The organism is Polynucleobacter arcticus, assembly GCF_013307205.1.
Lineage (GTDB): Bacteria > Pseudomonadota > Gammaproteobacteria > Burkholderiales > Burkholderiaceae > Polynucleobacter > Polynucleobacter arcticus.
The window spans coordinates 2,060,883-2,073,977 of record NZ_CP028940.1; the positions used below are offsets into that span (position 1 = coordinate 2,060,883).

Annotated in this window: 17 protein-coding genes and 1 tRNA gene; 4 read left to right on the forward strand and 14 right to left on the reverse strand. The window is 43.7% G+C overall.

The window, feature by feature from the left end:
- Positions 1 to 49: 49 nt before the first annotated feature.
- A complete protein-coding gene (locus tag DN92_RS10450) occupies positions 50 to 448 on the reverse strand; it encodes an MAPEG family protein (RefSeq protein WP_173961176.1) in 399 nt (132 codons plus the stop codon).
- Between the two features lie 190 nt (positions 449 to 638).
- On the opposite strand from DN92_RS10450, the gene DN92_RS10455 reads away from it, so the two are divergent.
- Positions 639 to 1,562: a DUF6268 family outer membrane beta-barrel protein gene (locus DN92_RS10455; protein ID WP_173961177.1), complete on the forward strand. Its 924-nt coding sequence runs from the start codon at positions 639 to 641 to the stop codon at positions 1,560 to 1,562.
- A 14-nt stretch (positions 1,563 to 1,576) separates the two neighbouring features.
- Here DN92_RS10455 and DN92_RS10460 read toward each other — a convergent pair whose 3' ends face one another.
- The 5 genes from DN92_RS10460 to DN92_RS10480 all read right to left on the reverse strand — a co-directional run bounded on the left by DN92_RS10460 (position 1,577) and on the right by DN92_RS10480 (position 4,876).
- Positions 1,577 to 1,750, reverse strand: coding sequence for a C1orf53 family protein (locus tag DN92_RS10460; protein ID WP_173961178.1), 174 nt, complete (start codon positions 1,748 to 1,750; stop codon positions 1,577 to 1,579).
- A 162-nt stretch (positions 1,751 to 1,912) separates the two neighbouring features.
- Complete coding sequence (locus DN92_RS10465) at positions 1,913 to 3,016, reverse strand: patatin-like phospholipase family protein (protein WP_173961337.1); 1,104 nt, start codon at positions 3,014 to 3,016, stop codon at positions 1,913 to 1,915.
- 333 nt (positions 3,017 to 3,349) lie between these two features.
- The gene (locus DN92_RS10470; protein WP_173961179.1) at positions 3,350 to 3,811 is read right to left on the reverse strand and encodes a DUF411 domain-containing protein; all 462 of its coding nucleotides are present in this window, start codon (positions 3,809 to 3,811) and stop codon (positions 3,350 to 3,352) included.
- Positions 3,812 to 3,862: 51 nt separating this feature from the next.
- Entirely contained in the window at positions 3,863 to 4,468 is a 606-nt protein-coding gene (locus DN92_RS10475; protein ID WP_217426028.1) for a DUF6803 family protein, read from the reverse strand.
- A 63-nt stretch (positions 4,469 to 4,531) separates the two neighbouring features.
- A complete protein-coding gene (locus tag DN92_RS10480; RefSeq protein WP_173961180.1) occupies positions 4,532 to 4,876 on the reverse strand; it encodes a hypothetical protein in 345 nt (114 codons plus the stop codon).
- 84 nt (positions 4,877 to 4,960) lie between these two features.
- Between DN92_RS10480 and DN92_RS10485 the strand changes: the two genes are divergently transcribed.
- Positions 4,961 to 5,311 (forward strand): DUF3147 family protein, encoded by a 351-nt coding sequence (locus tag DN92_RS10485; RefSeq protein ID WP_173961181.1) that lies wholly within the window; start codon positions 4,961 to 4,963, stop codon positions 5,309 to 5,311.
- 89 nt (positions 5,312 to 5,400) lie between these two features.
- Here the strand turns inward: DN92_RS10485 and DN92_RS10490 are convergent, their stop codons facing one another.
- Positions 5,401 to 5,880, reverse strand: a complete 480-nt coding sequence (locus tag DN92_RS10490) for an arsenate reductase ArsC (RefSeq protein WP_173961182.1) — start codon at positions 5,878 to 5,880, stop codon at positions 5,401 to 5,403.
- A 104-nt stretch (positions 5,881 to 5,984) separates the two neighbouring features.
- Between DN92_RS10490 and arsH the strand changes: the two genes are divergently transcribed.
- Both arsH and DN92_RS10500 read left to right on the forward strand, forming a co-directional pair.
- Positions 5,985 to 6,695: an arsenical resistance protein ArsH gene (gene arsH, locus DN92_RS10495; RefSeq protein WP_173961183.1), complete on the forward strand. Its 711-nt coding sequence runs from the start codon at positions 5,985 to 5,987 to the stop codon at positions 6,693 to 6,695.
- Positions 6,696 to 6,832: 137 nt separating this feature from the next.
- Positions 6,833 to 7,273 carry a tautomerase family protein gene (locus DN92_RS10500; protein ID WP_173961184.1) on the forward strand — a complete coding sequence of 147 codons (441 nt, stop codon included), beginning with the start codon at positions 6,833 to 6,835 and terminating at the stop codon, positions 7,271 to 7,273.
- 65 nt (positions 7,274 to 7,338) lie between these two features.
- Here DN92_RS10500 and DN92_RS10505 read toward each other — a convergent pair whose 3' ends face one another.
- From DN92_RS10505 to DN92_RS10535, 7 genes are all read right to left on the reverse strand, one after another.
- Positions 7,339 to 7,785, reverse strand: a complete 447-nt coding sequence (locus tag DN92_RS10505; RefSeq protein WP_173961185.1) for a GNAT family N-acetyltransferase — start codon at positions 7,783 to 7,785, stop codon at positions 7,339 to 7,341.
- A gap of 495 nt (positions 7,786 to 8,280) precedes the next feature.
- Positions 8,281 to 8,802 carry a hypothetical protein gene (locus DN92_RS10510; protein ID WP_173961186.1) on the reverse strand — a complete coding sequence of 174 codons (522 nt, stop codon included), beginning with the start codon at positions 8,800 to 8,802 and terminating at the stop codon, positions 8,281 to 8,283.
- A gap of 17 nt (positions 8,803 to 8,819) precedes the next feature.
- On the reverse strand, positions 8,820 to 9,311 hold the full coding sequence (pal, locus tag DN92_RS10515) for a peptidoglycan-associated lipoprotein Pal (protein WP_173961187.1): 492 nt from the start codon (positions 9,309 to 9,311) through the stop codon (positions 8,820 to 8,822).
- A gap of 83 nt (positions 9,312 to 9,394) precedes the next feature.
- Positions 9,395 to 9,748: a hypothetical protein gene (locus tag DN92_RS10520; RefSeq protein ID WP_173961188.1), complete on the reverse strand. Its 354-nt coding sequence runs from the start codon at positions 9,746 to 9,748 to the stop codon at positions 9,395 to 9,397.
- A 181-nt stretch (positions 9,749 to 9,929) separates the two neighbouring features.
- Positions 9,930 to 10,005: transfer RNA gene (locus DN92_RS10525), tRNA-Phe, on the reverse strand.
- Between the two features lie 75 nt (positions 10,006 to 10,080).
- Complete coding sequence (locus DN92_RS10530) at positions 10,081 to 12,282, reverse strand: OsmC domain/YcaO domain-containing protein (RefSeq protein ID WP_173961189.1); 2,202 nt, start codon at positions 12,280 to 12,282, stop codon at positions 10,081 to 10,083.
- A 121-nt stretch (positions 12,283 to 12,403) separates the two neighbouring features.
- Positions 12,404 to 13,093, reverse strand: a complete 690-nt coding sequence (locus DN92_RS10535; RefSeq protein WP_173961190.1) for a response regulator — start codon at positions 13,091 to 13,093, stop codon at positions 12,404 to 12,406.
- Between the last annotated feature and the right edge of the window lie 2 nt (positions 13,094 to 13,095).

Consider the following 13,095-nt stretch of genomic DNA (forward strand, 5'->3'; position numbering starts at 1 on the left):
TGCAATAAAAAAGCTTGCAGATGGTTTTACTGTTTCTTGATGCCTCAATCTACGCAAGTAAATGATATAGGGACCATCCCAAATTTATGACTATCAGCGCTATCAGTGTATTGAATGTCAATTTCATGCCAAGCACACGCTTACTAAAGTCTGGCGGAGGTGTATTGATCCCAACAACATGAATCAATCGTCCAATAACCAGAGTCATGCCGGGCGTAGCAACCAGCCACCAAGGGGCCCCATTTAACTCTAAGCAAGCAATTAAAATGATTCCGAACGGAACATACTCAGCAAAATTACCTTGAGCACGAATTGCCCTCTCCAGCTCATCATAACCACCACTTCCTAGGCCAACTTTATTCTTTCTTCTCAGTCCAATTACGAAAAAGGAGAGCTTGATAAAGATAATAGTTAATGCCGAAGCAATGATTGAGGTAATTAATAGCATTGAAGATTTCCAGGAGATTTTCTTGATACAAGTAGGAAGGGGGGAGAGTCGCCCAAAAGTAGCTTGAGTATATCCTGGTAGCCAGGGACAGAACGTTTGGCTATCACCATGAATGTCATTTTGATGACAGATCATCCTCTCGGTTTTCCGTTAGTATGGACACAACCAATCTTCATTTAAGTCAGTAACCATGAAAATTTCAAAAGCGTACAAAGTCTTGCTGGGCATCATGCTCCTAAGCGCCTCCACTGCGCATGCCCAAAATTTTGCCTCGCAAAATGTTACTGTTGGCTCAGTATCAACATCTTTGAATGTCAATGCGATCAACCAATTTAATACCAAGATTGGTTCTGGCGGAAGTTTTAACTGGCAAGATGCCAACATTAATTTCAATAATCGCTATCAGTTAGATGCCAACTCAAGCATTGGACTTAACCTTCGTGATGGTTATCAAGATTGGTCTTGGAGCACTGTTAGCGGCTACGGTAATCAAACACCCTGGAAGGCCATTCAAAGTCCCGGGGTTGGTCTTAGTTATTTTCAAAAACTCGATGCGGGTTGGAGTGCGGGCTTTTCTCCCATCATTGATTGGGTTGCAGAAAATGGTGTTGGTACAGCTGGCTCGGCCACCTACGGAGCGATAGGTAGCGCCACGAAAAGATACTCTAAAGATCTCACCATTGGCCTTGGTACCGGTGTGTTTCGTCAGATTGATAAAACCAAAGTCTTTCCTTACCTCTTAATCAACTGGAAGATTGCTGATAAGTGGACTCTAAACAATCCGCTCCCAGCCGGGCCATCTGGTGGCGCTGGACTTGAACTCTCCTACGCATTAGCAGACAAATGGAGTGTTGCTGGTGGAGCGGCTTATAGATCCTATCGCTTCAGATTAAGCAACTCTAATTACACTCCCAATGGCATTGGTCAAAATAGCTTTATCCCCATCTTCACTCGCCTAAGCTACTCCATTGATAAAAGTAGTAGCGCTGACTTGTACCTAGCGGCCAATACTGGTGGAAAACTATCGATAACCAGTGCCAGTGGGGCAACGCCATACAGCACTAGCTATCAAACCGGTATAGCGATGGCTCTATCACTCACTACGAGGTTTTAATGGCGTCTATAAACTTATTTAGGAACATTGATATATTCAAAAGGACAGTGGCGACACGCGTTACCACAGCAAACTCCACGCTTTAAGTGGGCCTGGCTTGTGAGCACTTGATATCCTGAAACAGGGTCAATATAAGTTGCTTGTCCATTCTCGCAGGCAATGCGATGGAGATCTTCAATACTTTGCATAATTTCATTTTATTCATTTTTTACCCAATGAACATCACTATCGAGTGAAGTTAAGAGCAACGCAGCCCCGAATAAATCAAAAACCACCCGAAGGTGGTTTTAGTGTTTCTTAGCAGCATGGGCGCGATTGAATTGGGGCTGAAGATATTTGATCCCGCCCAATTAAGACCAAAAAGCTTTCATCATTGGAGCATCCGCAATGCCTCTATCCCATCCTAATTTCAAATAGGCGCCAATCCATTTAGGGTCGATGAGATTTTCAACTTTCGTAATTCCAGGGGGAATGCCCGCTACGATGTGCTTAGTTTTAGTTCCGGCCGCCTCTAAATCCTTTACCTCCTGATTTACCGTATTTGGTAAGTCAGATAAACGCAGGCCTTGCTTTTGTTCGTTCTTAGTGCCATCGCCCAAAGAGAAAACTAGGGCTCGTTTCACTCCGGCTATCACATCACTATGTGTACTAGTTTGAAAAATACCCCCATCCATACAGATACGATTTTTTACAAATGTTGGTCCTACCTGTCCAGGCGCTGACGAACTGGCAGATGCTGCAACATTGATGGGTACATTATCTTTATGCGAAACCACCAAACGCTCACCAGTAAAGCAATCAATTGCGGTTGTGTACATTGCTGGAGATGGCCACTTGGTCATTGCGATAATTTTCTCGACGACCTTGTATTGCTTATCCACTCCATTGGGGTTAAGTGAAGCCATTGCAGCTTTGCCGATTCGCTGGATAGTTGCTGGAGTCCCGTCTGAAGCCGCTAATGCTGTAGCCATAGCCCTCTTTTGAGAGTCATTAGATTGCAAGGCTGGAACCAGCTCAGCAAATATTTTTGGGAAGTCATTAAAAAAATCCATCTCATCGACAATTAACCAAAGACGGCCACCGGTTAACATTGATCCAAATATTGACCCAGCCGATGTTCCAACAATCACATCGGCATTTCCTAAGTCAACGCCATTTTTTCTAAGCGCGTTAAAGTAGCCCGCATAAAAACCCAGTAGTGGTGTGCCGCCACCACCCAAAGCAATGCCCCTTTCCTTTCCTTTACCAGGAGGATTCTTATAGGGAATGGGGTGAGCCAAACCATCATTCCATTTAGCAGTCGTCTCTATATCTTGCTTTGCCTCAATTGATTGGACCTCAGCAATTGTTTTCTTAGATACAGTTGATGGCTGAGCAAATGCCTGAGAGCTAGCTACGGCAGCCGCTCCAATAGCAGAAGTCTTTAAGAAATTGCGACGGGAAGATTGGGTCATATCAGCTCCGGTAGTGATTAATCAATTTATAGCAGATTCATCAATGAAAAAACCACCCGAAGGTGGTTTTGGTATTTATTGTTGTCCAAAATGAAGTCAAGCTTTTCGTTAGCTGATTATCTACCCTGACAAGCAAGGGGCATCTCCCATAAAGGCTTGTCTTGGCTATAGTCACAATTCACACCCACTGGCGATGTTGTACTCGCAAGACAGTCACTCAATGCTAGGGCGAGCAGGGCTGAACTGCATGTTGTAAGCAAATTTTTCATCTTTATCACCAGTAATTAATTCATATGAGTTTAAATGGTAAAGCCTGCCTGAGGATTTCTGGCTCTATCTGTAGGCCTGATAGACCGAAGATACCCCATTTAATCCGATCAATAAAACATCATATGAATCTTTTCTACCCTTGTATTCAGAGCCATCCATACCTGGAGAGCCGATTGGCATCGCAGGAACAGCAAGCCCAATTGCTTTAGGCTTCTCAGCCAGAAGCCGCTTGATTTCTTTAGCGGGTACATGCCCTTCAATGGCATAACCACCTATTAGAGCTGTATGGCAAGAACCAAATTGAATGGGTATGCCCAACTTCTTTCTTATTTCATCGTTACCTTCTGAATAAGCTTTGACAGTAAATCCATTTTTCTCAACATGCTCAGCCCAATCTTTACAGCATCCACAGGTTGGACTTTTCCACATCGTAATTAAAGGCTTCTCAACCACAGCAAAACTCAATGTAGGCAATAAAACTAAACCTAGTGAAATAAGCCTTCTTTGCTGATTTATTAATTTCATATTAACTGTCCCTTTCTTTTAATAAAGGCTGCCCTTGCGGGCAAACCTTTATTAATGATTGTGTCCTTGCTTATTCATCGGCATGTTTTTTTTCATTTGCTGATCATCTTTCAGCATATCGCCATGCCCATCAGGATGGCAAAACTCATGGTCATTGGCTCCAGGGCTCATCTGATGAGCACCCGGGCCTTTGTAGCCAAGAATACTCGGATCAAGCATGCCCGCAATCATGGCGATGTGCCCAAACACCAAGAACAAGGCAACGCAGATTGCATGAATTTTTAACCTACCCATTTGGTCTAGTGCTCTGTTAACTAAACCGAACTCTTGTAAGGCAATCCAAATCAGTGGCAATCCAGCGATGACATAAGTACTAACAGCAATTACATCAATCACGGTTCTCCACTCACCTGCCTTTGTTATAGGAATGATGGCGTTAGTAACAATGTAGTAAATAATGCCGACAAAGTAGAGGCCAACAGCAATCCCAGAAAAGCGATTGAGGTAGTAAACAGCGCCATCAAACTTACGTGTAAAAAGAATATACAGCTCAGTAATCGCTAAGGTTTCAGCCAAAACAATTGGTATAGCCATAAAGATAATTAAATTCCAAGGCTGATTAGCAGCCAATAACTCCATGTAGTGAGTCATGTTCATTGTGCTTCTCCAAAGTATAAGCGTGACTAAATGTCACAGATCAAACTAACTTGTATGACTAAATTAGCTGAGGATTTTTGGAGGCTTATAGATGAAGTTAATCATTGGCAGAAGAACTAATGAGGCGCCAATTGAAGGTGGGGCTTGGGCTGAAATTACCGATAGCTCAATGCTCAATTTTGGAATAACTACCAAGCCTAAACAGCATTGGTAACTATCGCCATGGCAAGGCTGATTGGTATTTGAATCTTGAGAGTTGTTCACCGCGTCATCGCAATGATGGGATGAATTATCAGTAACAATAACTTGATGCTGAGGCTGCTGTGCCGATAGATCGATAGGCATCACTGCCGCATGAATCAAGCTGGCGAATAGACTAAGGCAAAGAGCGACACATATCCTTTTCATGTTCATATTCTATGCCCATTTGCTAGATTTGTCGTTTTAGACGACATTCCTATAATGGGGTGAGCACACAAAATAAAGGCTTCTATGGCTTGGATCATTACCAAATACTTGCTGACAGCTGGAATGGTTATATTCATATCCGAAGTGGCTAAGCGAAGCGATCGATTGGGTGGCTTTATTGCGGCGTTGCCACTGGTAACTCTTTTAACTCTAGTTTGGCTCTATGTAGAAAACCAACCTGAAGAGAAAATAGCCAATCACGCCTATTACACATTTTGGTATGTGATTCCCACGCTACCAATGTTTCTATTGTTTCCTTACCTGCTTCCAAAGCTAGGCTTTTGGATGACCATAGGGGCGTGCGTTATGGCGACGGTTGTCTGTATTGGCTTATTTACTTTGCTGATGAAGAGCTTTGGAATTCATCTTATATAAGTAAAAACCACCCGAGGGTGGTTTTGATATTTCTTGGTGGCCGGGGGGGGAATTGAACTAGGATCTAGGATGCCTGACTCAAGCCAAAATTAAACTTTAGTATGAATCTCTTTTAAGCTCATTGAATCCAGCTTATCTAGTGGCATAGATGCCAAGAGCTCAATGCGCTTTTTCAAGCCAATCATCACATCTTTAAATGCCTTACGCTTTTCTTCATCACTACCTTGAACTTGTGATGGATCAGGAAAGCCCCAGTGAGCTGTCGCAGGATTACCAGGCCATACTGGACATACTTCACCAGCGGCATCGTCACAAACAGTAACAATGAAATCCATCTTGGGGGCATCAGGCAAGCCATACTCATCCCAGCTCTTGCTCCTCAGCTTGCTTTGATCGTATCCCATTTCTCTAGTCAGATCAGCCGCAATAGGGTTGACTGAAGTGCCAGGAGTTGATCCTGCAGAATATCCAACAAATAATCCACTTTGATGCGTGGATGCCAAAGCCTCCCCCAATACTGAGCGAGCGGAGTTGTGGGTGCATAGAAAGAGAATGTTGTATTGCTTCATTTAGCTTGGACTCTTTTGATTATTAGGTAGTTTTCATTGTACGGAATCTATCTTCCTAATAGATGACAGTTTTATTACAGCGAGTTACTCATTACACTCTGGATATGACCGACCTACCTAATATCGATGAAGAACTCTTTCACAAGCCTGATCCTGAAAAACTACGGACTGATGCCCCGTTAAGCGATCCGCCAAAGATATTACTTTTGTATGGCTCGCTGAGAGACAGATCATTTAGTCGCCTACTAGCAGAAGAAGCCGAAAGAATATTAAAAGCGATGGGCTGTGAAACGCGATTCTTTAATCCTCATGGATTGCCGCAAGTAGATGATGCCCCTGAAGCGCATCCTAAAGTAGTTGAGCTAAGAGAATTAGTTCAATGGGCAGAAGGCATGGTTTGGAGTAGCCCCGAGCGTCATGGCGCAATGACGGGGCTGATGAAGTCTCAAATTGATTGGATCCCGCTTAGTGTTGGCGCAGTAAGGCCTAGCCAAGGAAAGACTCTTGCTTTATTGCAAGTCAGCGGCGGATCGCAATCATTCAATGCTCTTAATCAAATGAGAATTTTGGGAAGATGGATGAGGATGATCACGATTCCCAATCAATCGTCTGTACCAAAAGCATTTTTAGAGTTTGACGACAACAATCGCATGAAGCCATCAGCTAATTACGATCGTGTAGTTGATGTGATGGAAGAATTAGTTAAGTTCACTTTATTGACTCGCTCAGTTTCAGGCTATTTGACCGATCGCTACAGCGAGAGAAAAGAAAGCGCTGAAGAATTATCTAAGCGCGTGAATCAAAGATCCATTTAATTAGTTTGTCGCTTTAAACGATACCGCCACCAACAAAAAACCCGCCCGAAATTGGTTTTACTGTTTCTTGGTGGCCAGGATGCATGACCTTAGTTGGTGATACAGTAAATCCAGATCAAAAAAATTGAGAGTAAAAAATGCCGACCTATACGGTGACCTATTCAAACGTCAAGCTAAGCGCCGCACAAATGGAGAATATTGCTCAGTCCATTACCAAAACTCACAGTGAGTGTACGGGAGCCAATACCTACTTCGCACAAGTGATATTTCAAGAAACTCCGAGCGGCAAACATTTTATGGGTGGCAAGCTGGTTGAAGATAGTCAAATCTTTTTACATGGACAAATACGGTCTGGACGACCGCCAGAATTAAAAGAAAAGCTGATATTGGAAATGAGGGCGGCTTTAGTTAAAAGCTCGGGTCTAAGTAAAGATCAGATTTGGATTTACATTGTTGATCTGATTCCCGCCCAAATGATTGAATATGGAGAAATTCTCCCGCTATCGGGCAAAGAGGATGAATGGTTTGCGAGCCTATCCAGCGATCTACAAATCAAACTAAAAGCTCTAGAAAAATAGCCTAACAAGTGGGCTATTTAAGTTCTTAGTGGCCTAGGGCAGAATCGAACCAGGGTCGAGAATGTCTAATCCAGTAAAAATCTATAAGGCGTCATCTTGGACTTCACAAATCCTTTCTTTTGATAGAAAGACTGGGCTTTAGTATTTTCAATATCAGTTAGTAGGGTAATCCGTTTACAACCCTCTTTTTTAGCTTCGTTAATCGCATAGTCAATTAACTGCGACCCGACACCTTCACCCCTAGATTTAGACAGAACAACCATATCTTCAAGAATGGCAACCTTAGAACCAAGGGCGGTAGATTCTGTAAACAACAGATTAATCATCCCCAATATTTGTTCGTCATTTCTGGCAACTAAAACAATGCCAATCTTCGGATCAAGAATGATCTTGCTTAGGGCCTTTCTTTGAGCTTCTGAGTTGGGCTCAAACTCTGCCTCTTGCTCAAAGAGGGTCCTCAATAACGCAACAAGTTCGGGAATATCAGAATGAATAGCCTTGGTTAATCTCATTGGTCAATTTTAGTAGCCTTGTGATTCCAGCTAACGGAATCTTATCCGCCAGTCCAATTGAAAAAACCACCCGAAGGTGGTTTTAGTGTCTCCACCAGCCAATAACAATCTAGGCATAGAATTTAAGGACTCAATCTAACATTTATTAATGGTCACTGTATTGGCATTTACCCTTGATCACCAATACTTAAATGGCCTCTCAGAATCTACATCGCCGCCCAAAGCCCTCATAGTCATATTGCAGTGGGGACAAGCAAGACCATCCCACCCCAAAAGATGACTACTAGAGCTGCAACCGGTACAAGCCGGTGTCATACTAATTTCAGTATTAATACTCCCTGGATGAGCCACCGTGTAAGCGTCAATTGTTGAGCAAGATTTGCAGACCATTACCACCCTAGAAGAGTGAAGCCCAACCTCTTTTCCGATGCCGCTAATGCATTCAAACTTACAGGAACGACATACAAATTTATATCTAGCCATAAATCAATCTCACTAATTCTTTTTAGATTGAAGTGCCAGTTTCTTCATATGGGCATCTTGAGTGAGTAGTTGTCTTTCTTGATTGGCAACGCCAATAGTGATCTTTTTAGCAATGAGATCTGTATAAACGCCATCAATTTTTTTAAAGAAATCCTCATAGACCGCTTTCTTTTCGGGGCTTAAACCCTCCAAAGCAATTGGCCGACACGAATTAGCTTCAGCCAAATAACTCGTCAATGCCTTGGCTTGCTGATCCGTCAATTTATCTGGCGAACTAAAGAGGGCTTTAGCATGAGAATTATTTCTTGTAACAGCGATAATTTGACTATCTACCAACATTGCATCAGCACTTTGATTGCTTCGGATAATGCAATCATTAAGTCGTTTAGCTACAGAACCCGAGTGATCAGGAGCCGGAGCTGTCATTGGTGATGGAACTTTAGCAACTTGCACTGGGTTATTGGGTGCAATGTTTGTCGCGCATCCACTTAGGAAAGCAATCCCCATCAAACTGAGTTTGAATATGTTTTTCATTGAGTAGCCTTGGATGTTTAGCGATATACAAAATCAGCGCGGCGGTTTTCTTTAAATGCCGCCTCTGTCTGAGCTGGGTCAGCTGGCTTTTCTTTTCCAAAGCTCACCGCCTCCAACTGAGATTCGCTAACACCTTGTGCAACTAGAGCTTTTTTAACAGCTTCGGATCGCTTTTGACCTAAGGCTAAGTTGTACTCTGCAGTTCCGCGATCATCGGTATTGCCTTGAATGATCACAGAGGCTTTTTGCTTTTGAAACGATTTTAAGTAAGAGGCATGCGCGGAAATGGTTGAAACATACTTTGGATCTACGGTATAGCTATCAAACTCAAAATAGATTGAACGTTTGCCATATACGCTAGACTTGGGATCGCTAATTGGATCGTAAGTCATTGAGCCACCAGCATTAACCTCAGCTACACCATTAGCGTCATCTAACTTAACGCTACTACAAGCGGAAACGAATAAAACCAATAATGCCAAAGGCAATACTTTTACAAATTTAAACATGATGAAATTTCCCAAACATGGCTACACATTTGTAGCCAAATAGCAAAGAGGCATGCCGCTAAAGCATGTCCCACCTAAGAAAATTAGGCTTGTGCTTTGGGTGGCTTAAATGCTGAATCGGGAAAGTTTTGCGTAAACAAAACTTCATTTGCAATAGAAAACGTAGCCACTGAAATCGGTGGGAAAAAAACAGTAATCCCAATTTCGGTAATATTTGCAGTTACATGACTCATGAGGTACATAGTATGAACTGGCTCTTTGTCATCTGCTGATTCTGCAATGCTCTGTGCTTGCATTACTATTGAACCGTTGGCGTAACTATTAGCAATCTCTGCCCGCTCAACTGCGGCTTGAATAAAAATACTTCCAGCGGCCGCCTTGAACGCAATCATGAAGAAGCATATGAATAAAACCAGCGTTTTTTTGCGAAGCAACATGGTTCAGATTCTATACCCGATTGGTACATTTGTCGTTTTAAACGACATCGACTGACGCAAGGATGTCTAATTGATTCGTCCTTTTAAAGGACGGTTCATGCAGAGATATACGGCTCTAATGGCATCTACACCTGCCAAACCACAAATAAAAAAACCACCCGAAGGTGATTTTGGTATTTCTTGGTGGCCCGGGGCGGAATCGAACCACCGACACAAGGATTTTCAATCCTCTGCTCTACCGACTGAGCTACCAGGCCAAGAGTTGGAATTATAAATGAAACTGTCTTTTGGCCCAGAAAACAGTGTTAACTCATGGGGAAACACTATAAATCCTATATGGATGCGGCCATTTTGGCTCGAGCAGCATGTAACTTTCTATAGCTATCTATTAAGCGGTGGTGCCTATCGAGACCCTCTAGCTTGATACTGGTTGGAGTTAAGCCATAAAAGCGGGTACTTCCGTCAACCGAGCCTATAGCTGCATCTATCCTCTCGTCACCAAACATCCTGCGAAGATTGCCTACATAGTCGTCAAGCTCTAAGTCATCGTCCAACTCAATTTCTAAAACTGCATTTAAGGCCTGATAAAACAATTTTCTCTCAACTGTATTGTCGTTGTATTGAAGAAAGGCGCCAACGAGTTCATGGGCCTCATCAAATTGCTTTAAGGCCAAATGAATCAATAGCTTTAACTCCAGCACTGTGAGCTGACCCCATGGCGTATTCTCATCAAATTCAATGCCGATCAAAGTGGCGACATCACCATACTCATCGAGTTCATTATTTTCAAGGCGCTCTAGTAGCGCGCTGAGACTTTCATCACCTAGGGTTGTCAAATTTAAAATATCTGTACGGAATAACAAAGCTTTATTGGTGTTGTCCCAAATGAGATCCTCTATCGGATAAACCTCAGAATAGCCCGGCACCAAGATTCGGCAGGCAGTTGCCCCAAGCTGGTCGTATACCGCGACATAAGATTCTTTACCCATATCACTGAGGATGCCAAACAGTGTTGCCGCCTCTTCTGCATTGGAGTTTTCTCCATGAGCAGAGAAGTCCCATTCAACAAAATCGTAATCTGATTTTGCGCTGAAGAAGCGCCAAGACACAATGCCGCTCGAATCAATGAAGTGTTCAACAAAGTTATTTGGCTCTGTCACTGCCTCACTTGCAAAAGTGGGTGGGGGTAAATCATTTAGGCCTTCGAAACTGCGGCCCTGTAACAACTCCGTCAAACTCCGCTCTAGCGCCACCTCTAGACTTGGGTGCGCACCGAAAGAGGCAAATACGCCACCTGTTTGCGGGTTCATCAAGGTAACGCACATGACTGGATAGATACCGCCCAGCGATGCGTCCTTTACTAGTACCGGAAAGCCCTGCTCTTCAAGCCCTTGGATGCCAGCCAAAATACTGGGGTACTTTGCAAGCACTTCTTGTGGCACATCCGGTAGGGCGATTTCACCTTCGAGAATTTCACGCTTAACTGCCCGCTCGAAAATCTCTGACAGACATTGCACCTGGGCTTCAGCCAAAGTGTTTCCTGCACTCATGCCATTGCTGACGTACAGATTTTCGATCAGGTTGGATGGAAAATAAACAATCTCACCATCGGACTGGCGCACATAAGGCAATGAACAAACACCGCGCTCCGTATTGCCAGAATTGGTGTCAATTAAATGTGCACTACGCAATTCACCATCAGGGTTATAAATTGCTCGACAGTGCTCATCTAAAATTTCTGTTGGTAGCGCATCCTGATTTCCCGGCTTGAACCAGCGCTCGTTTGGATAATGAACAAATGCACTATTGGCGATATCTTCACCCCAAAACGCACCGGCATAAAAATGGTTATTACTCAGGCGCTCGATATACTCGCCTAAGGCTGATGCCAGCGCACTTTCTTTTGTAGCCCCTTTTCCATTGGTAAAACACATCGGTGAATGGGCATCACGAATATGTAAGGACCACACATTGGGAATGAGATTGCGCCATGAAGCAATTTCAATCTTGATGCCTAGCTTGGCCAATACGCCAGACATGTTGGCAATCGTTTGCTCTAAGGGCAAATCCTTTCCCGCAATGTAAGTACTCGCATCTGCAGCTGGCTTCAAAGCCAATAAGGTCTGCGCATCTGCATCTAAATTCTTGACTTCTTCAATGACAAACTCCGGCCCAGCCTGTACAACCTTTTTAACAGTGCAGCGCTCGATAGAGCGCAAAATGCCTTGACGGTCATTTGCAGAGATGTCTTCTGGTAATTCAACCTGAATCTTGAAAATCTGCTGATACCGATTTTCCGGATCAACGATATTGTTTTGTGAAAGGCGAATATTTTCGGTAGAGATATTGCGAGTGTCACAATACAGTTTCACGAAATACGCTGCGCATAAAGCGGATGAGGCTAGAAAGTAATCAAAAGGTCCTGGTGCTGAGCCATCGCCTTTATAGCGAATAGGCTGGTCCGAAATTACCGTGAAATCATCGAACTTCGCCTCAAGACGAAGCTTATCGAGAAAGTTGACCTTAATTTCCATAGAAGTAATTCCGAGATGATGTGGACGCTATTATCCGTCGCAACGCGTATACCGTGTAATACCTAGGCGCCGCCAACCAACGCCAATATCAGGAATGACTGCTTACCTCAAGCCTTGTTTTTCAGCTTGATTGCTCGGCCTTGTTCCGTGAAGTATCAATTCCCAAGGCTTTTAGCTTGCGATAGAGATGGGTTCTTTCGAGGCCAGTGTACTCAGAGATTTTGGTCATGCTGCCACCCATAATGATCATTTGATGCTCAAAGTAGGCTTTCTCGAACAAATCTCTGGCCTCTCTAAGCGGTAAATCAAAATAGGTTTTTGCAATACCGCTAATATATTCGCCGTTTTGGGCTTGTGCAGATTGCTCGCTCACTATTGCCTTGGGGCTTGTGCCAGATGATGAGAGCGCCGAGGATGCCCTCTCTTCAAGCGGCTCAACATACTTGGGTGAACTCTCTAAAGCCTTGGTAACCGTCTTCAACAGTTTTTGGAGTGCTATGGGCTTTTCTAAAAAATTGAGCGCGCCAATACGGGTGGCCTCAACTGCCGTATCAATCGTGGCATGGCCAGACATCATGACTACAGGCATAGTCAGTTGACCCGTCTTAGACCACTCTTTTAACAAAGTAATGCCGTCAACGTCTGGCATCCAGATGTCGAGCAAAACTAAGTCTGGGCGCATTTGTTCGCGAATGGTACGGGCCTGCGCAGCGCTCTCAGCCGCATAAACAGTATGGCCCTCATCCGTCAGAATCTCATTGAGAAGCTCACGAATGCCCATCTCATCGTCGACCACCAAAATACTTGCCATTC